21 protein-coding genes are annotated in these 21,376 nt (G+C 68.5%); 14 read left to right on the forward strand and 7 right to left on the reverse strand.

Features of this window, described 5'->3' with window-relative positions; genetic code table 11:
• Positions 1-87: 87 nt before the first annotated feature.
• Complete coding sequence (locus ASF26_RS20645; protein ID WP_056258686.1) at positions 88-1,746, reverse strand: FAD-dependent oxidoreductase; 1,659 nt, start codon at positions 1,744-1,746, stop codon at positions 88-90.
• A 672-nt stretch (positions 1,747-2,418) separates the two neighbouring features.
• Between ASF26_RS20645 and ASF26_RS20655 the strand changes: the two genes are divergently transcribed.
• The 3 genes from ASF26_RS20655 (at position 2,419) to ASF26_RS20665 (ending at position 5,565) form a co-directional block, all read left to right on the forward strand.
• The gene (locus ASF26_RS20655; protein WP_056258693.1) at positions 2,419-4,362 is read left to right on the forward strand and encodes an ATP-binding protein; all 1,944 of its coding nucleotides are present in this window, start codon (positions 2,419-2,421) and stop codon (positions 4,360-4,362) included.
• On the forward strand, positions 4,359-5,030 hold the full coding sequence (locus tag ASF26_RS20660) for a response regulator transcription factor (RefSeq protein WP_056258697.1): 672 nt from the start codon (positions 4,359-4,361) through the stop codon (positions 5,028-5,030). Before ASF26_RS20655 ends, ASF26_RS20660 begins: the two co-directional genes overlap by 4 nt.
• Positions 5,031-5,172: 142 nt before the next feature.
• A complete protein-coding gene (locus ASF26_RS20665; protein ID WP_056258701.1) occupies positions 5,173-5,565 on the forward strand; it encodes a response regulator in 393 nt (130 codons plus the stop codon).
• Between the two features lie 165 nt (positions 5,566-5,730).
• Here the strand turns inward: ASF26_RS20665 and ASF26_RS20670 are convergent, their stop codons facing one another.
• A complete protein-coding gene (locus ASF26_RS20670) occupies positions 5,731-6,567 on the reverse strand; it encodes an alpha/beta hydrolase (RefSeq protein ID WP_056258705.1) in 837 nt (278 codons plus the stop codon).
• 362 nt (positions 6,568-6,929) lie between these two features.
• On the opposite strand from ASF26_RS20670, the gene ASF26_RS20675 reads away from it, so the two are divergent.
• Positions 6,930-7,808 carry a LysR substrate-binding domain-containing protein gene (locus tag ASF26_RS20675; protein WP_056258709.1) on the forward strand — a complete coding sequence of 293 codons (879 nt, stop codon included), beginning with the start codon at positions 6,930-6,932 and terminating at the stop codon, positions 7,806-7,808.
• 18 nt (positions 7,809-7,826) lie between these two features.
• Here the strand turns inward: ASF26_RS20675 and ASF26_RS20680 are convergent, their stop codons facing one another.
• From ASF26_RS20680 to ASF26_RS20700, 5 genes are all read right to left on the reverse strand, one after another.
• Positions 7,827-8,843 (reverse strand): zinc-binding alcohol dehydrogenase family protein, encoded by a 1,017-nt coding sequence (locus tag ASF26_RS20680; RefSeq protein WP_056258713.1) that lies wholly within the window; start codon positions 8,841-8,843, stop codon positions 7,827-7,829.
• Between the two features lie 25 nt (positions 8,844-8,868).
• Positions 8,869-9,861 (reverse strand): DMT family transporter, encoded by a 993-nt coding sequence (locus ASF26_RS20685; RefSeq protein WP_056258717.1) that lies wholly within the window; start codon positions 9,859-9,861, stop codon positions 8,869-8,871.
• A 177-nt stretch (positions 9,862-10,038) separates the two neighbouring features.
• Positions 10,039-10,227 carry a hypothetical protein gene (locus ASF26_RS20690; protein ID WP_056258721.1) on the reverse strand — a complete coding sequence of 63 codons (189 nt, stop codon included), beginning with the start codon at positions 10,225-10,227 and terminating at the stop codon, positions 10,039-10,041.
• 325 nt (positions 10,228-10,552) lie between these two features.
• A complete protein-coding gene (locus ASF26_RS20695; protein ID WP_056258724.1) occupies positions 10,553-11,035 on the reverse strand; it encodes a hypothetical protein in 483 nt (160 codons plus the stop codon).
• Positions 11,036-11,092: 57 nt separating this feature from the next.
• Complete coding sequence (locus ASF26_RS20700; RefSeq protein ID WP_082477729.1) at positions 11,093-12,052, reverse strand: PfkB family carbohydrate kinase; 960 nt, start codon at positions 12,050-12,052, stop codon at positions 11,093-11,095.
• A gap of 139 nt (positions 12,053-12,191) precedes the next feature.
• On the opposite strand from ASF26_RS20700, the gene ASF26_RS20705 reads away from it, so the two are divergent.
• The 10 genes from ASF26_RS20705 (at position 12,192) to urtA (ending at position 21,310) form a co-directional block, all read left to right on the forward strand.
• Positions 12,192-12,887: a GntR family transcriptional regulator gene (locus ASF26_RS20705; RefSeq protein ID WP_200925972.1), complete on the forward strand. Its 696-nt coding sequence runs from the start codon at positions 12,192-12,194 to the stop codon at positions 12,885-12,887.
• 386 nt (positions 12,888-13,273) lie between these two features.
• Entirely contained in the window at positions 13,274-14,002 is a 729-nt protein-coding gene (locus tag ASF26_RS23720) for a matrixin family metalloprotease (protein ID WP_056258735.1), read from the forward strand.
• Between the two features lie 108 nt (positions 14,003-14,110).
• Positions 14,111-14,332, forward strand: coding sequence for a hypothetical protein (locus ASF26_RS20715; RefSeq protein WP_056258740.1), 222 nt, complete (start codon positions 14,111-14,113; stop codon positions 14,330-14,332).
• 328 nt (positions 14,333-14,660) lie between these two features.
• Positions 14,661-15,125, forward strand: a complete 465-nt coding sequence (ureE, locus tag ASF26_RS20720; protein ID WP_056258744.1) for an urease accessory protein UreE — start codon at positions 14,661-14,663, stop codon at positions 15,123-15,125.
• Positions 15,125-15,844 (forward strand): urease accessory UreF family protein, encoded by a 720-nt coding sequence (locus ASF26_RS20725; protein WP_056258748.1) that lies wholly within the window; start codon positions 15,125-15,127, stop codon positions 15,842-15,844. Before ureE ends, ASF26_RS20725 begins: the two co-directional genes overlap by 1 nt.
• A gap of 59 nt (positions 15,845-15,903) precedes the next feature.
• A complete protein-coding gene (locus ASF26_RS20730; RefSeq protein ID WP_056258750.1) occupies positions 15,904-16,599 on the forward strand; it encodes an urease subunit beta in 696 nt (231 codons plus the stop codon).
• A 10-nt stretch (positions 16,600-16,609) separates the two neighbouring features.
• Positions 16,610-18,322 carry an urease subunit alpha gene (ureC, locus tag ASF26_RS20735; protein ID WP_056258754.1) on the forward strand — a complete coding sequence of 571 codons (1,713 nt, stop codon included), beginning with the start codon at positions 16,610-16,612 and terminating at the stop codon, positions 18,320-18,322.
• 14 nt (positions 18,323-18,336) lie between these two features.
• Entirely contained in the window at positions 18,337-18,972 is a 636-nt protein-coding gene (gene ureG / locus ASF26_RS20740; protein ID WP_056258864.1) for an urease accessory protein UreG, read from the forward strand.
• A 5-nt stretch (positions 18,973-18,977) separates the two neighbouring features.
• On the forward strand, positions 18,978-19,838 hold the full coding sequence (locus ASF26_RS20745; RefSeq protein ID WP_056258757.1) for an urease accessory protein UreD: 861 nt from the start codon (positions 18,978-18,980) through the stop codon (positions 19,836-19,838).
• A 221-nt stretch (positions 19,839-20,059) separates the two neighbouring features.
• Positions 20,060-21,310, forward strand: coding sequence for an urea ABC transporter substrate-binding protein (urtA, locus tag ASF26_RS20750; RefSeq protein WP_056258868.1), 1,251 nt, complete (start codon positions 20,060-20,062; stop codon positions 21,308-21,310).
• Positions 21,311-21,376 lie beyond the last annotated feature (66 nt).

Raw genomic sequence — 21,376 nt, forward strand, 5'->3', positions numbered from 1 at the left:
TCGCCAGGCCCGATCGGCGCCACGCCCATCGACGCATGGATCGGCGTCCTCAGTAAGCGTCTCGCGTTCCGGCCAGCGGCGCGGGGCTCACGGTTCCGGATGCAGGAAGCCGTGGACGGCCTGGACCACCACCGACCCCTCCCCCACCCCGGAGGCGACCCGCTTCACCGAGCCCGCGCGCACGTCACCCACGGCGTAGAGACCGGGGACCACCGTGGCGTAGGGCGACAGGGCGGGCGTGCCGTCTCTCAGCAGGCCGGTCGGGACGAACCCCTTCGGATCGAGGGTGAGGCAGTCCGCGAGCCATCCGGTATTCGGCACGGCGCCGATCATGACGAAAACGTTGCCGATGACCGTCGTCTCGCTGACCCCGCTCGCCCGATCGGTCCAGGTCACCGATGTCAGGGTGTCGTCGCCGACGAGCGCGGTGATCTCGGTCTGCGTATGCAGGGTGACGCGCGGCGACGACGCGATCCGCTGCACGAGGTAGTCGGACATCGTCGCGGCGAGGCCGTCGGCCCGCACGAGGAGGTGCACGTGCGCCACCGTGCGGGACAGGAACATCGCGGCCTGGCCGGCCGAGTTGCCGCCGCCGACCACGATCACCGCCTCGCCGGCACAGAGCTGCGCTTCCATGGCGGTGGCGGCGTAATGGATGCCCTGCCCCTCGAAATGCGCGTAGCGCGGCAGATCCAGGCGGCGATAGCGGGCGCCGGTGGCGGCGATGACGGCGCGTGCCGGGACGGCGGTGCCGTCCTCGAGGATCACCCGGAAGGGCGACCCGCCGCAATCGAGCCCCGTCGCCATGCGGGAGATCGCGAGCCGCGCCCCGAACTTCTGGGCCTGGACCTGCGCGCGGCCGGCGAGGGCCTGACCGGAGATCCCTGTCGGAAAGCCGAGATAGTTCTCGATCTTCGAGGAGGTGCCGGCCTGACCGCCGGGCGCGAGCCCTTCGATGACGATGGTGTCGAGCCCCTCCGAGGCGGCATAGACTGCGGCCGCCAGGCCCGCCGGTCCGGCACCGATCACCGCCACGTCGTAGACGCGGCCGGGGTCGATCGCCTCCGTCAGCCCCAGCGCGTCCGCCAGCGCCGCGTTGGTGGGATTGCGCATCACCGCCGCGCCCGGCGCGATCACCACCGGCAGGTCGGCCTCGGCCAGGCCGAACCCGTCGAGGGCGTTGCGGGACGCCGGGTCGCTCGCGGTGTCGAGGATGCGGTGCGGGTAGGCGTTCCGGACGAGGAAGCGCTCCAGGCGGAGGGTCTCCCGCTGATGGCCGGGGCCGATCAGGACGACGCCGCCCCGCCCGTGGCGGATCAGGCCGACCCGGCGCAGGATGAAGGCCCGCATGATGATCTCGCCGATATCCGGTTCGGCGGTGACCAGGCGGCGAAAGGCGACGCGGTCGATCCGCACCACCCGCGTCTCCACCACGGTGCGGCCGGAGACCAGGATCTCCCGGTCGTTGAACAGGTCGAGCTCGCCCGTGAACTGCCCCTCCGTGTGCACGACGATGACCCGGGCGGCCCCCTCGTGGTCGGTCTCGAACATCTCGATCCGCCCGGCGAGGACGAGGAAGAAATCCACCCGCCGCTGGCCTCTGGCCAAGATGAGGGTACCCGCCTGCAGGGTCTCCTCCCTGCCGTAGCCGGCCACCCGGCTCTCCATTTCCGCACCGAGGCGGGGGAAAGTCTGCGCCGCGCGGTCGTCGCCGTCGGTTTCCGCCGGGAGGAGGGTGTCGGTCATCTCGGATCACTCCCTGTGGTCGAACGCGACGGTGCCACCCCTGCCCCGGATGGCGTCCCGTCCCGCCGGCACCACCCTAGCTGCAGGGACGGCACGCTCCCTGGCTTGTCCGATCACGCGATGTTTTGCACGGTCCGGCGCCAATTCCCGGCTGCCGCTGGATCGACCGGGGTGACGCGCTCAAGAGCGATGCCCCTCCGGCGAAGCGGGTTTCGCAGAAGTGGCCCCCGGTTCTGCGATAAGAACCTGCTTAACGCGGATCCTTCAAATCATGGATCGTCCGTGCAAGACGAGCGGTCCGGCCCATGATGACTCGATGACGGCCGGATCGGCGGTGCAGCCCGGTCCCGTCATCATCCACGCGAACGCCGCGCCCCCACGCCGATAAACGACAGTATAGTTCACAAGGCATGCGGCCACGCTTCATGGTCCGCGCGAACGGCCGAGGCATTCCTCCGCCGCCCAGGCCGCCGGACATGGGGAGATGGCGATGCGTCAGGCCGTTCATGCACAGGGTCCGGCGACCGTGTGCCAGACCGCACGGGCCCTGGATCACTGGATCACGGCCCGGTCGGTGGAGGGCGTCAGCTCGTTATTCTCCGTCACGGTGCCGTGTGCCGACCGGCCGGACGACGGGGCGCCTCGGTGCCGCGTCGAGGCCAGGGAGGGGCGATGGACGCGCCTGTCGTAGCGGCCCCCTCGCCTCCCCGTTCCGGGATCGTCCCGGACACCCGCCGGACGGGCCGGCTCCTGGGAGTCCTCGCCCTCGGCCTCGCCCTGGCGATCTTCCTCGTCGATGCGTTCACGCCCCTCGAAGGCGCGGTGGCCGTGCTCTACGTGGTCGTCGTGCTCGTCGCCGCACGGGCGTTCCGGCGGAACGGGGTGATCCTGACGGCGTCCGGCTGCCTGTTCCTCACGGCCGTGGCCTATGTCCTGTCGCACCGCTTCTTCGACAGCGACTCGGCGCTGCTGCGCGCCCTGGTCAGCCTCGCGGCCATCGCGATCAGCGCGCTCCTGGTGCTCCGCAATCAGGCGGCGGCCCGCATCCTCACGGAGCAGGCCGAATTGCTCGAACTCACCCACGATCCGATCTTCGTGCGCACGCCCACCGACACGGTGACGTTCTGGAACCGTGCCGCGGAGGATCTCTACGGCTGGCGCCGGGACGAGGTCCGGGGGCGCAACGTGCACGTCCTCCTGCGCACGGTCTTCCCCGATGGCGAGGCGGCGATCCGGGCCGCGCTGATGCGGAACGGGCGGTGGGAGGGCGAACTCGTCCAGACGGTGCGGTCCGGCGCCAGGGTCGTCGTCGAGAGCCGTTGGTCGCTCCAGCGCGACGCTGGCGGCCAGCCCCTCGCGGTCCTCGAGACGAACACCGACATCACCGAGCGCAAGCGCGCCCATGCGGCCCTGGCGGAGAGCGAGCGGCGCTACCGCACCATCTTCGACACGGCCCGCGTCGCGATCCTGCAGCAGGATTGGCGCGGGGTGAAGGCTGTCCTCGACGCGGTCCCGCCCGATGCGGCCACGATCCTTCGCGCCCATCTCCACGCCCATCCGGAGGTCGTCCGCGATCTCCGCCGCAGCGTCACCATCGTCGACGCCAATGCCGAATTGCGGCGGTTGATCGGCGCCGATGCGGGCGCTGCGGCGCCGCGATCCCTCGACGCGTTCCTATTCGAGGACGAGCCGACCTTCATCGAGTCGCTGCTGGCGCTGGCGCGGGGCGAGACCTTCTTCGAGGGCGAGACCACGATCCGCTCGCTGTCCGGCGCGGCGGTCCCGATCCTCTTCGGCATCACGTTCCCGTCCCATGCGGACGGGTTCGAGGGCGTGCTGGTCTTCGCCGTCGACATCACCGAGCGCAAGCAGGCGCAGGAGGCGCTGCTGGCGGTCCAGGCCGAGCTGGCCCACACCGCGCGGGTGACGACGCTCGGCGAACTCACCGCCTCCATCGCCCATGAGGTGAACCAGCCCCTGGCGGCCATCGTCACCAATGGCGAGGCGGCCCTGCGCTGGCTGAGGCGGACCCCGCCGGACCTCGGCGAGGTCTCGGCGGCGGTGACCCGGGTGGTGGCGAGCGGCACCCGGGCCGGCGAGATCGTGTCCCGGATCCGGACCTTCCTCGCCAAGACGCCGCCTCCGCGCGACTGGCTCGATCTGCGGGAGATGATCGGCGAATCGGTGCTCCTGGTGGAGCGCGAGATGGCCCGCGGCGGCGTGCGCCTGATCCGTGACGTCGCCTCCGACGTGACCCTGGTCCACGGGGACCGGGTGCAACTGCAGCAGGTGCTCATCAACCTGATGGTGAATGCGATCCAGGCCATGGCGACGGTCACCGAGCGGCCCCGCCTTCTCACAATCCGCGTCGCGCCGGACGGGTCGGAGCATGTCCGCGTCACCGTCGCCGATAGCGGCGGGGGGATCGCGGCGGAGGCCGTCGAGCGGGTCTTCCAGCCGTTCTTCACCACCAAGGCGGATGGAATGGGCATGGGGCTGGCGATCTGCCGCTCCATCGTCGAGGCGCATGGCGGGCGCCTCTGGATCACCGGTCATGACGATCCGGGCGCCGCCTTCCACTTCACCATACCGACCACGGCTGCGAGGGAACCATGATCCGAGGCAACGCGGCGGGGCCTGCACGCGCGTCGGCCGCGAGGCAGACCGTCTTCGTCGTGGATGACGACCCCGATATCCGGGAGGCTCTGTCCAGCCTGCTCCGCTCCATCGATCTCGCCTGCGCCGCCTTCGCGTCGGTGGCGGAGTTCCTGGCCGCGCCGCGCCCCCTGGGCGCCGGCTGCCTCGTGGTCGATGTCCGCCTGCCGGGCGTGAGCGGCCTCGAGTTCCAGGGCCAGCTCAGCGCCCTGGGGATCGACCTGCCGATGATCCTGATGACGGGGCACGGCGATATTCCGATGACCGTGAAGGCGATGAAGGCCGGGGCGGTGGACTTCCTCGCCAAGCCGTTCCGCGAGCAGGACCTCCTCGACGCCATCGGCACCGCCCTGGCGCGCGACGCGGTCCAGCGCAGCGCGCATGCGGCCCTCGACGATCTCAGGGCCGATTACGAGACCCTCACCGCGCGGGAGCGCGAGGTGATGGCTCAGGTCACCGCCGGCCTGATGAACAAGCAGGTCGCCGGCAATCTCGGGCTCAGCGAGATCACGGTGAAGATCCACCGGGGCCACGTCATGCGCAAGATGAAGGCGCGATCCCTGGCCGATCTGGTTCGCAGCGCCGAGGCCCTCGGCGTCTCGCATGCCGGCGGCGCGCCGACGCGGTGACCGATCCGCCGGCCTTTAGCGAAAGGTGGAGGCCGGCAAACCTCCGTATGATTCCAACCCACGGTGCGAGGGACCATATCTCGGCTTGGGCCAACGCTCCTCGGTCACTCGGACCGCAAGGCGAACCCCGTAGGTCAACGGAATGCCAGCTCTGCCTGTGATCGCGATCGTCGACGACGACGAGGACGTGCGCGTGGCGACCGGAAGCCTCGTGCGCTCCCTCGGCTACACCGCCCGCATCTACGCCTCGGCGCGAGACTTCCTCGAGAGCTGTCCGGTGGACGCGCCCGACTGCGTCATCACCGACGTGCAGATGCCTGGCATGACCGGCGTGGAGATGCACCGGGGCCTGCTCGCCCTGGGATCGCGGGTGCCGGTGATCTTCGTGACGGCGTTCCCCACCGAGGCCCTGCGCGACACCGTCCTGGCAGCGGGCGCCAGCGACTTCCTGGGCAAGCCCTGCGACGGCGCGACGATCATCCGCTCCCTGGAGCACGCCCTGACGGGCGGGTCGACGAGGGACGCGATGGCGTGACCGCCGGCAAGCAGTCAGAGGGCGGCGGCCGTCGCGAAAACCCGGCTCATACCAGACCTCAATGAGTCCGACTCATTGAGGTCTGCCCGCGCGACGGCGCGGCGGCGGTCGTCCGCCGGACCTCACTGACCCTGACCTATGGGTCAGGGTCAGTGAGACTTGGTATCAGCCCTTCACGAAGGCGAGGAGGTCGGGGTTGATGACGTCGTGATGGGTGGTGAGCATTCCGTGCGGAAAGCCCGGATAGGTCTTGAGCGTGCCACTGGCCAAAAGCTTGACCGATTTCAGCGCGGCATCCGCGATCGGGACGATCTGATCGTCCTCGCCATGCAGGACCAGCGTCGGCACCGTGATGGCTTTGAGATCGTCGGTCTGATCGGTCTCGGAGAACGCCGCGATGCCGTCGTAATGGGCCTTCGCGCTGCCCATCATGCCCTGGCGCCACCAATTCCGGATCACGCCCTGCTGCACGGTCGCACCGTCGCGGTTGAAGCCGTAGAAGGGGCCGCTCGCCACGTCGAGGAAGAACTGCGCGCGGTTCGCGGCGGTGGCCGCGCGGAACCCGTCGAACACCGCGATCGGCAGACCCTCGGGATTGGCCTCCGTTTTGACCATCAGCGGCGGCACCGCCGAGACCAGCACCGCTTTCGCCACGCGGCCGGCCGGCTCTCCGTGCTTCGCCACGTAGCGGGCGACCTCGCCGCCGCCGGTGGAATGACCGATATGCACGGCGTCGCGCAGGTCCAGCGCCTCGCTCACCGCGAAGGCGTCGGCGGCGTAGTGGTCCATGTCGTGGCCGGTATCGACCTGGGCCGAGCGGCCATGGCCGCGCCGGTCATGCGCCACGACCCGGTAGCCGTGATGCAGGAAGAACAGCATCTGCGCGTCCCAATCGTCCGACGAGAGCGGCCAGCCGTGGTGGAACACGATGGGCTGGGCGCTCTTGGAACCCCAATCCTTGAAGAAGATCTCGACGCCGTCCTTGGTGGTGACGAAGGGCATGGGAGGATGTCCGATTCGGGAGGGGGCTGGTCCGAGCTATGGAAGCAAGGCGCCGAGTCGGCTTGACGATTCGCGTCACCGCTTGGACGAATGCGCCATTGCCGATGTCGCCGGTCGGACGTCCCGGCCCGGGGCAGGCCGGATATCGGAACGACGCCGCCCTGATCGGTCCCGGCGGGGGGCGGCTTTGCGGGATAGGCCGCTTCCATTCGATCGACTTCTGGATGCGATCGGAACTCTACGATGTTCGTTTCTCCGGAATGCGGTCATTGTCGTCGCGAGGCCGCTTGCCGCCGCCTCGGGCGCAGGTCCGCGGGATGGCGAGGGGCCCGGCGCGAACCAGACAGGACGTCGACGGACCGATGCGCTCTCCCGATCTCGAACTCGACCTGCTGAGGGCCTTCGTCGCCGTGGCCGAGACCGGCAGTTTCACGGCCGCCGCCGACGTGGTGCACCGCTCGCAATCGGCCGTGAGCCAGAAGGTCTTTCGGCTGGAGGAGATTCTGGGACGACGCGTCTTCGACAGGACGAGCCGCACGCTCGGCCTCACCCTCGACGGCGAGCGGTTGCTCGTGGCGGCGCGCCAGATGCTCGAACTCAACGATCGGCTCATGCGTACCTGGCGCGATCCGCCCGCCAGCGGCACGCTGCGCCTCGGGGTCGCCGAGGATTTCATTCCCGGCCAGTTGCCCAAGCTCCTCGCCCGGTTCGGGCGCCTCTATCCGGACGTGCATATCGACCTGATGACGGGGCTCAGCTGCAACCTGCTGGCAGCCTACAGCGCGGACCAGCTCGATGCGGTCATCGCCAAGCGCAGCGGCGCGCAGGCCAGGGGGCGCGTGATCTGGCGCGAGCCGCTGGTCTGGCTGGCTTCCGTCGACTACCGGCTCGACTTCGACAAGCCCGCTCGCCTAGTGATGCTGTCGCCGCCCTGCACCTACCGCGAGTCGATGATCGCGGCCCTGGATTCCGTGCGCCGGGACTGGATCGCCGCCTGCACGGCGAGCAGTCTCATGGGGGTGCAGGCCGCAGTGGCGGGCGGCCTCGGGGTGACGCTGCTGGGGCGGTCCTTCATGCAGGAGGGCATGCAGATCCTGCGCGCGCCGGACCTGTGGCCGGCCCTGCCGATGACCGACGTTACCGTGCTGGGGGAGGACCGCGCGCCGGACCTCGTCGCCCCGCTCATCACCTTCCTGACCCAGAGCCTGGCCAGCCACGACGCGCTCACCCTCGCGGCCTGACCCGGCCTTCGCGGCTTCTCATGCCCAGCCCTCCAGGACGAGCTTGCCCTTGGCGCGACCGCTCTCGATTAGGGCATGGGCGCGCTTCAGGTTGGCGGCCGAGATCGGGCCGAAGCTTTCGGCGACGGTGGTCTTCAGCGTTCCCGCATCCACGAGGCGCGCCACCTCCCCGAGGAGACGGCCCTGCGCGGCCATGTCGGCGGTCTCGAACATCGAGCGCGTGAACATGAACTCCCAATGCGTCGACACGCTCTTGCGCTTGAACGGCACCACGTCGAGAACCGCCGGGTCGTCGATGAGGGCGAAGCGGCCCTGTGGGGCGATCAATTCGGCGATCTCCGCCACGTGCCGGTCGGTGTTGGTCGTCGAGAACACGAAGGCCGGCGCACCGAGCCCGAGCGCGGCGAACTCGGCGCCGAGCGGCCTGGTATGGTCGATCACGTGGTGAGCGCCGAGGTCGCGGCTCCAGGCGGCGGTCTCGGGACGAGAGGCGGTGGTGACCACGGTGAGGTCGGTGAGCCGCCGGGCGAATTGCGTCGCGATGGATCCGACGCCCCCCGCCCCGCCGACGATCAGCACGGCGTTGCCGGCGCCCGGAACGGGCGTCCTCACGTCGAGCCGGTCGAACAGGGCTTCCCAGGCGGTGATCGCGGTGAGCGGCAGGGCTGCGGCTTCGGCGAAGGAGAGCGTGGCCGGCTTGGCGCCGACGATCCGTTCGTCGACGCAATGGAACTCGGCGTTCGTTCCCTGCCGCCCGAGGGCTCCGGCATAGAATACGGCGTCGCCCGGCTGGAACAGGCTGGCCTCCGCGCCCACTGCCTCGACGATCCCGGCGGCGTCGTAGCCGAGAACGTGCGGTTGTCCGTCGGCGGGCACCGCCCGGGCGCGGACCTTGGTATCGACCGGGTTGACCGAGACCGCCCTCACCCGGACGAGGAGATCGCGCGGACCCGGTATCGGGGCGGGGAGATCGAGGTCGAGGAGGGCCTTGTCGTCCTCGATGGGCAGAGAGGTGTAGAAACCGACGGCTTTCATCAGGGTGGTCCTCGTGTGTGTATGGTCAGGAGCCGGAGTTGCGTGACGGGACGGCGCTCGCCGCGACGCCGAGGACGATCGCGAGGGAACCGAGGATCAGGTCGGGGCCGGGCGCCTCGTGCAGGATTGCGACGGAGGTCAGGAGGCCGGTCACCGGCACCGCCAGCATGGTGGTCGACATCGTGCTCGCCGAAAGCTTCGCGCTCGCGGCGTTGACGGCGCAGAAGCAGAAGGCGGTGGCCACCGGCCCGACGAAGACGAGGCAGGCCCAGAACGCCCCCGTTCCGTCCCCGCTGAAGGGCCCCTCGACCGCGAGCGCCATCGGAGCCAGAACGGAGGCGGCGAGCAGCATCTGCCAGGGGGCGAGCTGGATGGCCGAGGACGGTCCGCGCCCGTAGCGTAGGTGCAGGAGGCACGCGGCCCAGGCGGCGGACGCCGCGAGCAGTATCGCGTTGGCACCGACCACGTCCCGGTCGTGCCAGTCGATGGTGCAGGGATTGACCAGGACCAGGACGCCGATACTCGCGAGGCCGAGTCCGATCCAGCGCCGTCGCTCGATGCGCTCCCCGAAGACGAGGAGCGCCGCCGGGACGACCCAGATCGGGGTCGTGTAGCTCAGGATCGCCGAGCGGCCGGCGGGAAGCTGCGTCATCGCCAGGACACCCAGCGCCGTGAACAGCATCATCTGCAGGAGGCCGATGGAGGCGACGACGGGCAGATCCCCGCGCCGGGGCAGGCGGAGTTCGCCACGGGCGGCCTGCCAGGCGAACAGGCAGATCGCGCCGGTGGCAAACCGCAGGGCCGAGAACCAGAGCGGGGAGACGTGGCCCAGGCCGAGTTTCATCACCGGCCAGTTCGCGCCCCAGAGCAGGATCGCGCCGCCGAGAAGGAGGTTGGAGGAGCGCCATGCAGTCGCGCCCTGCCGCGACTGGACAAGACCGGCGTGGCGGCGCGCGGGAGCGAGGCCCGGCGGGATGCGGGGGACAACATGGGTGGCGGCGATCGTTGAGGCGGACATGGCTGGTCTCGTCGGTGTCACGCGCGGAGAAGTTGCCCGTGGTCCGAAGCGGAGCGTCCGTGGAGCGCGCCTTGATCGCCCGAGCCCCGGCAGCATGCTGTGGGGCGAGCGATCGGATAAGCGCATAGTTCTGATCGGAGGGATCGGTTTTTCTTCTGAACACTACTTATGAGCTAATCAGGTTCGCAATGGCACGCCAACCACGGTACACGATTCACCGATGGCGTATTCGGTCTGGGCAGCTTTCAGCCCGTAGGGCTGCGGCGGTGTCGGGGTGTTGACGAGGCCGTCTCGCAGGGCATCGAAGCCTATGCGGAACCCGGATTTCTGGCGTCGGCCATGCTTCTTTCGGGCGAGGGTCTTCATTCCCATGCTGTCGGTTCACTGCCCGGCCGTGGATCAGCCCGATCACCAATGTGCTCAGCGTTTCGAGACGCGATTTGCTCAGACCCAGATGCGCCGATAGGTCTTCGATGAGTGCGTTGCGGAAACACCAAGGACATGGCGGGATCCCTCTGGCCAGAAATCCGTCAATCCACCACGTCACACCGCCCGTCGCCACACTGTCGTGTACCGAACAAGCCAACGCTTCACGCTGCTCAGTTCTCTGATGAATCGCGGGTTTTGATCGCAGAACCCCGGGCCACTTCTGCGAAACCTGCTTAAAAGAATCCTCCGCGGAAAGAGACGCCTATCGCTGAGGCCCGCCGCCATCCTCATCCCGGACGGCGCCCGTCGTCGGGCGGCGCGGCGCGATCAGCTGATCGGAGATCACGCGCTTGCCCGTTGTCCTGTAGCGCACGCCCATCGCCCGGCGGCCGATGTTCCGGGCCTTGCCGGCCTCCACGAGCGCCATCAGCGTCTGGGGTACGGAAGCGGCCGCCGTCATCACCCAGGCCACATCGGCGCCGTCGGGCCGGTCGAGGGGCGGCGGCTTGCCCGTCCGAGCGAAGTCGCGGGCCTCCGCGTGGCTGTAGAGATGCCATCCGAGATAGCCGACGACCCGCCTGTCGTCGAAGGCGAAGAGCGCGTGGCCGCGGCGGATCTGGTCGTCCGCGGTCTGGGTCAGGTCGCCGAAGCGGAAACCGGAGAAGGGCGCGCGGCGGGCGAGGAAGTGAAGGGCGATCCCCAGCGTCGCATAGGATGGGTCCAGGGCACGGATCGTCACGGCCATGAGCGGGCTCCTCGTCTTGCGCGCGCGAACGCGGCGCGGGTCATGGTTTTGCGCATGTCATGGGGCCGTCGTCCCGGGCGCGTGTGCGCTGAGGAAGGCTGTCACCTCCCCCGGATCGGGCAAGCCGTCGAGGATGCCGGCGCGGGTCACCATGAGGGCGCCGCAGGCCGCCGCCATCCGGCAGCTCGCATCCCAGGGCCGGCCCGCCGCGAGCCCGGCCGCGAGGCCCGCGGTGAAGGCGTCGCCGGCACCCATCGTGTCGATGGCGGCCACCGGGTAGGCCGGCTGATCGAGGATCGTCGAACCGCCGAGAACGATCCGTGCCCCGGCCGCGCCGAAGGTGATCGCCAGCGCCTCGACGCCGCGCGCGTGCAGCGCCCGCGCGAGCCCTTCCGCCGCCGCGCGCAGAGGACCGGTGCCGGCCCGTCCGGGGCACAGGGACCCGAAAAGGGCCTCCGCCTCGGTCTCGTTCACCACGAGGATCGTGGTGGAGGCCAGAAGGTCCCGCGCCGGCATCCGGAACGGCGACGGGTTGAGCAGGGTCGGCACGCCGGCGCCGCGGGCGATCGCGAAGGCTTCGGCGATGGGGTCGTCGCCGATCTCGAACTGCGCGAGCACCATCGCGGCGGAGGCGATGCTTGCCGCCGACGCGCGCACGGTCTCCCGCGACAGGAGCAGGTTGGCACCGGGATGGACCGCGAGGCAGTTCTCGCCATCGGCTCCGACGAAGCCGACGCCGATGCCGGTAGGGCCAGGATGGACCCGGATCATCGACGCCGGCAGGCCCATCCGCACGAGTGCCGGCTCGGCCAGCGCCGCGAGATGGTCGGTGCCGACCGGGATCAGGCCGTCCACCTCCACGCCGAGGCGGCGGAGGCCGGCGGCCACGTTGAACCCCTTGCCGCCCGCTTCCCAGGCGACGGCGGAGGCCAGCAGCGATTCGCCGGGACGGGGAAGCCGGTCGACCCGGAACGTGCCCGCCGCGACGAAACTGCCGAGCACGAAGGCGCTTCCCATGTGGCCAGTCCGTCGCAAGGTCATATAAGGGAGGGAGTGTGACGCGCGCCCTGCCCGCCCTTCTTACGATGCCGCCGCATTGACCAGAACACAAAGCGTTTTCGCGAGCCTCCGTATCCAGAACGACACGGCTCTCCCGATGTATCGGCAACTGGAGCATCAGTTCCGGGCCATGATCACGGATGGTCTTCTTGCCGCCGGAGCCACCCTGCCCGCCGAGCGAAAGCTGGCCCTCGACCTCGGCATCAGCCGGAAGACCGTCCAGCAATGCTACGATGCCCTGCGTCAGCAGCGGCTGGTGAGCGCGCATGGCCGCAACGGCTACATCGTCGAGGACGGCTTCCGCCGCATCAAGCCCGGCATGGAGCGCCTCAAGGGCTTCACCGAGGAGATGCGGGAACTGGGGCGCGTCCCCTCCACCCGCATCCTCGAACGGGCGGTGGGCGAGGACCGCTCCATCGCCTCGATCTTCGGCCTCTCCTCCACGGCCCGGTTCCTCCGGCTCGTACGCGTCCGTCTCGGCGACGGCATTCCCCTGTCGGTGGAGAAGGCGTGGTACGATGTCGGCATTGCGCCCGGCCTCGCCGAGGCGGACCTGTCGGGCTCCATCTACGCCCGCCTCGTGGAATGCGGCGCGCCTCTCGTCGATTGCGAGCAAACCATCGAGGCGGCCTCTCCCGAGCCGCAGGAATGCGCGATCTTCGGCTTTTCCGAACCGCTTCCCTGCCTGCTCATCAAGCGCCGTTCCTACGGCGCCGATGGCCGCATGATCGAGTATGTCGAAGGGCTCTTTCGCGGTGACGCCTACGCCTACCGTCTGCGCCTGCGGGCATAGGGCCTGATCCCGGGCGATCGGTTCGCGCTCGCGGAGAAGACGATCCGATGCCGACATCTCGGCGCGTCTCCGCGACTGCGCCGTCCACGATGATGTCGTGGCGGCGGCGTTTCGACGACGGCCCGGCATCGCGGGAGCCGCGCCGGCATTTCCCCTTTTTGGTACCATTGAAGGATACCAATTTCTGATTGTTAACACCGAATACTGTCGCCACAACTATTTTGGTTCTGTTTTGGTAGCTTCCGTTACTGCTGCGTGATAGCGCTTGAGTCGGTTGGACGAACCGATTCGAGGCCGATGTCTCGACGGCCTCCACGCAAAGATCTTTCCCCCGCGAGCCGCTGGATCGGCGCGCGAGCCAGGAGACTCACGGGAGAAATCGGGCGATGTGCATCCTGTGCAGCGATGAGCCGGGCTTCGTGTCCCGGCAATGGATGTCCGGACCGTCGGCGGAGAGCGCCTCGCTCGCGGCAGTGGCGGCCTCCGCCCCTCCCCCCGGCGATCTCGCCCGGGTCATCGACCAGCTCATCACCTCGTGGACCGTCCGCCCCGGCCAACCGCCTGAGGATGACGCCCGAACCTGGGCGGGGACGCAGCTGACCTACGCGATCCCCTCGACCTCGCCGCCGAGCAGCGTCTTCACGGAATCCACTGGATACAGGACGATGACCACGCTGATGGTCGACCGGGTCCGCGAAGCCTTCGAGCTCTGGGACGACCTGATCGCCATCGAGCTCGTGGAGACCACGTCCGCGACCAATCACGACATCAGCTTCGCCTACAGTTCGGTCACCCAGGGAGGCGGCACCTATGCCTCACCCACCGTGACCCAGGGGAATAATGGCATCGATACGATCACCAAGCAGCGGATCTGGATAAATTCGAGCTGGACGACCCACGATACCGATGCCGACCCGTTCTATGGCGCCTTCGGGGGGCAGACCTACGTCCACGAGATCGGCCACACCCTCGGCCTCTCGCATCCCGGCAAGTACGATGCCGGGGCCGGCGGTCCTATCACCTACGATGGCAATGCCGAATACGCGCAGGATACGCGGAAATACACCGTCATGTCCTATCCAGACGGCGGATATCATCCTGTAGTGTCGGCCTGACGCGCCGTCGGAGATGCGTGATGCATCGAGAAAACGGTCCATGATTCGTGTGATCGGAAGGATGTCGATGAGAGGTTTTCCCTCGTCGTGATGATTCGGAGGGCTGGCATGGCGAACCATTACTGCCTGGATCCTTTGGATCCCCATGAAGGATCGGAGGTGTTCGTGGTTTTCGAAGGCCGATACCCCACTATTCGCCTTCTGTCGGTCATCAACCGGAATCGCGATGACATTCTCTCCGATCTGGTGGAGGAGCAGAGGCGCGACCTGATCCGCGAGATCGGGGCCTTCTATCGCCCTCCGCTGACCGCCAGGACGGCGACGGGGTAGCGCGCCCCGAGCGTCTCCCGCTCCCATGTGTTGGTCGACACAGGGCTCCGAACGCCCGAGCATCGGCAAGCATTGGCGTTCAGATGCGAACCCGGTTAGTTTCCTCTCCTGGACCTCCCCGCTACGATTGGCACATATCTCGCGGGCCGGGCGGCTCTCCTCCCCCTTGGGAGGAGTTGGAGGTGGGGGTGGTTGGGTGACCCTCAGCTGGCGAAGGCAAGCGGCGCCACCTCCACTCCTGACCTCTCCCCACAAGGGGAGAGGAACGCGCTCTGCCTGGAAGAGCAGATGTGTGAATTTAGTAGCCCACCGGGAGAGTGGAGACCGAATGCGCGTCATCGACCGTATCGTGGGCAGCAGGCTCGATCCCGAGATCGCACACCGCCTGCATCATCTCGATCACCACCATGCCGTCGACATCCTGGCCATCGACAGCGCCGACACGGCCCGGCGGCGGTTGCGGGCGACCACACAGGGCGGCGAGGACATCGCCATCGCCCTGCCCCGCGAGGAAACCCTGTTCGACGGTGCCGTCCTGATCCTCGACACGGACCGCGCCTTGGTGGTGCGGGTCGGTGCAGAACGCTGGCTTCGGCTGACGCCGAGGGACAAGGCCGCCGCCCTCGAGCTCGGCTACCACGCCGGCAACCTGCATTGGCGCGTGCGCTTCGACGGCGAAGACCTGCTCGTGGCCCTCGAAGGCCCGCCGGAGGATTATCTGGCGCGCCTCGGCGATCTGACGGCGTCCGGCCGCGTGGTCCATGGCGTCGACGGGCGGACGGAAGCCGCCTGATGCTGCAGCGGCTCGTCGCCCTCCAGCAGGCGGATTCGGCCTTCCCCAGCGGGAGCTTTGCCTTCTCGAACGGGATCGAGGGGCTGGCGGCGCTCCCGGACGGCCTCGGCGGGGCGGAACTCGGCCATGCGGTGGAGGTCATCCTGCGTCACCGCTGGGCCGGCAGCGACCGGGTCGCCCTGGTTCTGGCCCATCGCGCGCAAGGGGATCTCGCCCGCCTCGCCCGGATCGACGCCGCCGTGGAAGCGGCCTGCCTGCCTGAGCCCATGCGCACGGGCAGCCGACGCAACGGCGGGGCGCTGCTCGCCGCCCATAGCCGCATCGGGACGCCGGGGGCCGAAGGCTTGCGCATGGCGGTGCGCGACGGCCCCCTTCTCGGCCACCTCGCGGTGATGCAGGGCGCCCTGTGGCGCTCCCTCGGCCTCGACGAGACCACGGTCACCGAGATCGCCGGCTACCAATCTGCCGCCGCCCTCGTCACCGCCGCCGTGAGGCTCGGGCGCGTCGGCGCCATCGAGGCGCAGCGCATCCTCTCCGCCCTGATGCCGGTGCTGGCGGAGATCGCGGCCCGGCCTGTGCAAGGGGCCGAGGAGGGAGCCGACGAGGAGGGCGGGGACGAAACCGACAACGCCGACATCATGCTCGTCGCCTTCACACCGCTCATCGAGATCGCCACCATGCGTCACGCCCGCGCCGATCTGCGCCTGTTCGCGAATTGAAACCGCCGCCGGGCGGTGAAACCCGGCTCCGGGAACGGACGAGGCCGTAGGGACCGCCAATGCTGCTGACACCGACCGAACTCGAACGGCTGACCATCTTCACGGCGGCGGAACTGGCGCGAAAGCGCCGCGCGCGCGGCCTCAAGCTGAATTATCCCGAGGCCGTCGCCATCATCTCCGACGAGATCCTGGAGGGCGCGCGCGACGGGCGCAGCGTCGCCGACCTGATCGGGTGGGGCTCGACCATCCTCACCACCGGGGACGTCATGCCCGGCATCGCCGCGATGCTGCCGATCCTGCAGGTCGAGGGCGTTTTTCCCGACGGGACCAAGCTCGTCACTGTGCACGAGCCGATCCGGCCCGCCGAGGGGGCGCCGGAAGATACGCTGGAGCCCGGCGCGATCCTGCCCGCCGAGGGGGAGATCGAGCTCGCGGCAGGGCGTCCGCGCACCACCATCGAGGTGGTCAATACCGGCGACCGGCCGGTGCAGATCGGGTCGCATTACCACTTCTTCGAGGTCAACCGCGCCCTCGATTTCGACCGCGAGGCGGCTTTGGGCCTGCGCCTCGACATCCCGGCCGGCACGGCGGTGCGGTTCGAGCCGGGCCAGCGCAAGACCGTCACTCTGGTGGGGTTCGGCGGCGAGCGCCGGCTCACCGGCCTGAACGACCTGACCCAGGGGACGATCGACACGCCAGCGGAGCGCGCCGCTGCCCTGGCACGGGCCAAGGCCGGCGGCTTCAAGGGCGCATGAGGAGACGATCATGGTGACGATCCCCCGCCGCGACTACGCCGCCCTCTACGGCCCCACCACGGGGGACGGCGTGCGCCTCGCCGATACTTCCCTCGTCGCCGTCGTGGAGAAGGATTACGCCGTCTACGGCGACGAATGCCTGCATGGCGGCGGCAAGACCCTGCGCGACGGGATCGGCATGGCGCCCGGCATCACCTCGGCCGAGGGTGCCCTCGATTTCCTGCTCTGCAACGTCCTCGTCATCGATCCCGTGCTCGGCATCGTGAAGGGCGATCTCGGCATCCGCCACGGCAAGATCGTCGGCATCGGCAAGGCCGGCAACCCGGCGATCATGGACGGGGTCGATCCGCGCCTCATCGTCTCCGCCGGCACCACGGTGCGCGATTGCGAGGGGCTGATCGCGACCCCTGGCGCCCTCGACGTCCACGTGCATTTCGATTCCGCCGCCCTGCCCGATCACGCCATCGCGTCGGGCATCACCACGCTGCTCGGCGGCTCGCTCGGGCCGATCACCGTGGGCATCGATTCCGGAGGCCCGTTCAACACGGGCAAGATGCTCCAGGCGGCCGAGCACTGGCCGGTGAATTTCGGGTTCCTCGGCCGTGGCAACACCCACAAGCCGGCAGCCCTCAAGGAGCAGTTGGAGACCGGTGTGCTGGGCCTGAAGATCCACGAGGATTGGGGGGCGATGCCCTCGGCCATCGATGCCTGCCTGGGATTCGCCGACGAGCACGATTTCCAGGTCCAGCTCCACACCGACACGCTCAACGAATCCGGCTTCGTGGAGGATACGCTCGCCGCCATCGGCGGCCGGGTGATCCACATGTATCACACGGAAGGGGCCGGCGGCGGGCATGCGCCGGACATCATCCGCGTCGCCGGCCTGCCCCATTGTCTGCCCTCGTCGACGAACCCGACCAACCCCTACACGGTCAACACGTTCGACGAGCACCTCGACATGACGATGGTGTGCCACCACCTCAACCCGGCTTTGCCGGAGGACGTGGCCTTCGCCGAGAGCCGCATCCGCGCCCAGACCATCGCCGCCGAGGACGTGCTGCACGATATCGGCGCGATCTCGATGCTCGGCTCCGACAGCCAGGGGATGGGCCGCATCCACGAGGTGATCTGCCGGACCTGGCAGCTCGCCTCCAAGATGAAGGACCAGCGCGGCAGCCTGCCCCAGGACCGGGCCGGCTTCGGCGACAATGCCCGGATCAAGCGCTACATCGCCAAATACACCATCAACGCGGCGCGCACCTTCGGCATCGCCGAGCACATCGGCTCCCTCGAAGAGGGCAAGATGGCCGATATCGTGCTGTGGCGCCCCGCCTTCTTCGGCATCAAGCCCGAACTCGTCATCAAGGGCGGCTTCATCGCCTGGGGCGCCATGGGCGATTCCGCCGCCTCGCTGATGACCTGCGAACCGATGCTGCTGCGCCCGCAATGGGGCGCGTTCGGCTTGGCCAAGCAGGGGCTCTCGGCCTGTTTCGTCCATCCGCTGGCGATCGAGCGCGGCCTGCGCGACGAACTCGGCCTGCGCAAGGCGCTGCTGCCCGCCCACGGCACCCGGACGCTCAGCAAGGCCGACATGCTCTGGAACGATGCCTGCCCCGATATCCGCGTCGATCCCCAGACCTTCGACGTCTTCGTCGACGGGGCCATCGCGACCTGCGAACCGGCCAAGGTCCTTCCCCTCGCCCAACGCTACATGCTGCGCTAATGCCCGACACCGCGATGATCCCCACCCCCTCCCCGACCCGCGCCAGTGCCGCGCGGATCGGCATCGGCGGACCCGTCGGGTCGGGCAAGACGGCGCTGATCGAGCGTCTGATCCCGGTCTTGGCGGGGCGCGGCGTCGATCTCGCCATCGTCACCAACGACCTCGTGACCAAGGAGGACGCGGAGCGCCTGCGCCGGTCCGGGCTGATCGACCCGGCCCGGGTCTCGGCGGTGGAGGCCGGCGCCTGCCCGCACACGGTGATCCGCGAGGACCCGACCCTCAACATCGCAGCCGGCGACGCCCTGGAGGCGGCCTTTCCGGGCCTCGACCTCCTCATCTTCGAATCCGGGGGCGACAACCTCGCCTCCACCTTCTCCCTCGATCTGGTGGATTGGTGGATCTTCGTCATCGACGTGGCGGGGGGCGACGACATCCCGAGGAAGCGCGGCCCCGGCGTGCTGCGCTGCGATCTTCTCGTGGTGAACAAGACCGATCTCGCTCCCCATGTGGGGATCGATCTCCCCGCCATGCTCGCCGAGGCCACCGCCGTCCGCGGCGGCAAGGCGATGATCGCCACCAATGCCCGCTCGGGCGACGGGATCGACACCGTGGCGGATGCGATCTGCCGCGCCGTGCTCTTCGCGCCTTGAGAACCATGGAGGAGGAGGTCCGGGGCGTCTCGCCGGAGGGAGCGGGCCGCTCACGCCATTCTCAGGCGCACTTGGTCTTCGTGCGCGGCGGTGGCACCACGGTGCTATCGCGGCAGGTTGTGCCCTATCCGTTTCACATCACCCGGCCGTTCCGGATGTATCCGGACCATCCCGACATCGCGACGCTGTATCTCCAATCCGCCTCCGGCGGCCTCTACCGGGCCGACCGCCTCAGCCTCGACATCACGGCGAGGCCCGGAAGCCGTGCCCATGTCACCACGCAATCGGCCACCGTCGTCCATGACACCGGCGCTTACGCCGCACGCCAGGACACGCGTCTTTCCATCGCCAGCGACGCGAGCCTGGCGCTGCATCCCGATCCGATGATCCTGTTTCCCGGTGCGGCGCTGGATCTCGACACCCGCATCGTCGTCGGCCGTGATGCTCGCGCCATCGTCAGCGAAGGCTTCGCCAGCCACGATCCGACCGGCATGGGCCGGCCGTTCTCCCGGATCACGCTATCGCTGCGGATCGAGACCGAGGATGGACGCATCCTCGTCAGCGAGCGCTCCTCGGTCGACGGCGCGACCCTGGCGGGCCCTGCCTCCCCCATGGGCGCCTACGCGGCCTATGGGTCGATGGCGATCCTCGGGGGCGTCGAGGGCCATCCCGACATCGCCGCGCTGCAGGGAGCCGCCGATGCGGCGGGGTGCCTGTGCGGGGCGAGCCCCCTGCCCAACGCCGCCGGACTGGCCGTGCGGGTCCTCGCGCCCAACGGGGGCGCCCTGTCGATGGGGATGGATGCGGTCTTCGCGGTCGCCTTCGCGGCGCTGTTCGGTGTCGCCCCTGCGCGCCGCCGCAAATGAGATCGGGCGCGGATCGGCGGGTACGGGCCACTTCTACGGCTTGTGGGAAATGGGGGACTTGTTTGCTCAGCAATGATGCGGCGTGCAGCCAATTTGCCCTTTAAGAAACGAATTTTCTTCCCGACAGTGCTCCGCGGACGAGTTGGAGTGATCCGGCTCCGGGGAGCAACCGTGGATGGACGAAAGCATGTCCTCCACAATCATCAATGGGGAATGAAAAGATGGCGTCGAAAGACGAAGACACCGCTTATCGTCAACTCCGTCGCCGGTTGCTGCTCGGCCTGGCCGCCGCCCCCTTCATCGCCGCCACGAAAAGCTCGTCCGCCTTCGCGGCCGAGGCAGTGAACACCACCGGCCTCGCCGTCACCGACAGCGAGGTGACCGTCGGCATCCTCCATTCCGTCACCGGCACCATGGCGATCTCCGAGACCGGCGCCACGCAGGCCGAGAAACTCGCCTTCGAAGAGATCAACGCCGCCGGCGGCATCCTCGGCCGCAAGATCAAGGTGATCCAGGAGGACGGCGCCTCCGACTGGCCGACCTTCGCCGAGAAGGCCAAGAAGCTCCTCGTCAACGACCATTGCGCGGCGATCTTCGGCTGCTTCACCTCCGCCTCGCGCAAGGCGGCTTTGCCGGTAATCGAGCAGTATAACGGCCTCCTGTACTATCCGACCTTCTACGAGGGATTGGAGCAGTCCAAGAACGTCATCTATACCGGGCAGGAGGCGACGCAGCAGATCCTGGCCAGCCTCGACTGGGTCAACAAGGAGAAAGGCGGCGACACGTTCTTCTTCATCGGCTCTGATTACATCTGGCCGCGCACCTCGAACAAGATCGCCCGCAAGCATATCGAGAGCGTGCTCAAGGGCAAGGTCGTCGGCGAGGAGTATTTCCCCTTCGGCCACACCCAGTTCAACTCGGTGATCAACAAGATCAAGCTCACCAAGCCGAAGGTGATTTTCGTCACCGTGGTCGGCGGCTCGAACGTGGCGTTCTACAAGCAGCTCAAGGCCTCCGGCATCGATCTCTCGAAACAGACCCTGCTCACCCTCTCCGTCACGGAGGACGAGGTCGAGGGCATCGGCGGCGACAACATCGCGGGCGCCTATTCCTGCATGAAGTACTTCCAGTCCATCGACAACGAGAACAACAAGGCCTTCGTCGCCGCCTTCCACAAGATGTGGGGCGAGAAGACCGTCATCGGCGACGTGACCCAGGCCGCTTATCTCGGCCCGTTCCTGTGGAAGATGGCCTGCGAGAAGGCCGGCTCGTTCGATGTCGACAAGGTGGTCGCGGCCTCGCCGGGCCTGGAATTCAAGGCCGCGCCGGAAGGTTACGTGCGCGTCGATCCGAACCACCACCTCTGGTCCAAGACCCGCGTCGGCAAGGCCAAGGCCGATGGCCAGTTCGAGATCGTCTATACGAGCCCGGAGCTGATCAAGCCGGACCCTTTCCCCAAAGGGTATCAATAGGACACGTCACCCCAAGGCCGAAATCCCTGCGGCGCGTTGGGGGCCTTCCGAGATCCGCCTGCTCGG

The sequence above is a fragment of the Methylobacterium sp. Leaf93 genome (assembly GCF_001422345.1).
Classification (GTDB): Bacteria; Pseudomonadota; Alphaproteobacteria; order Rhizobiales; family Beijerinckiaceae; genus Methylobacterium; species Methylobacterium bullatum.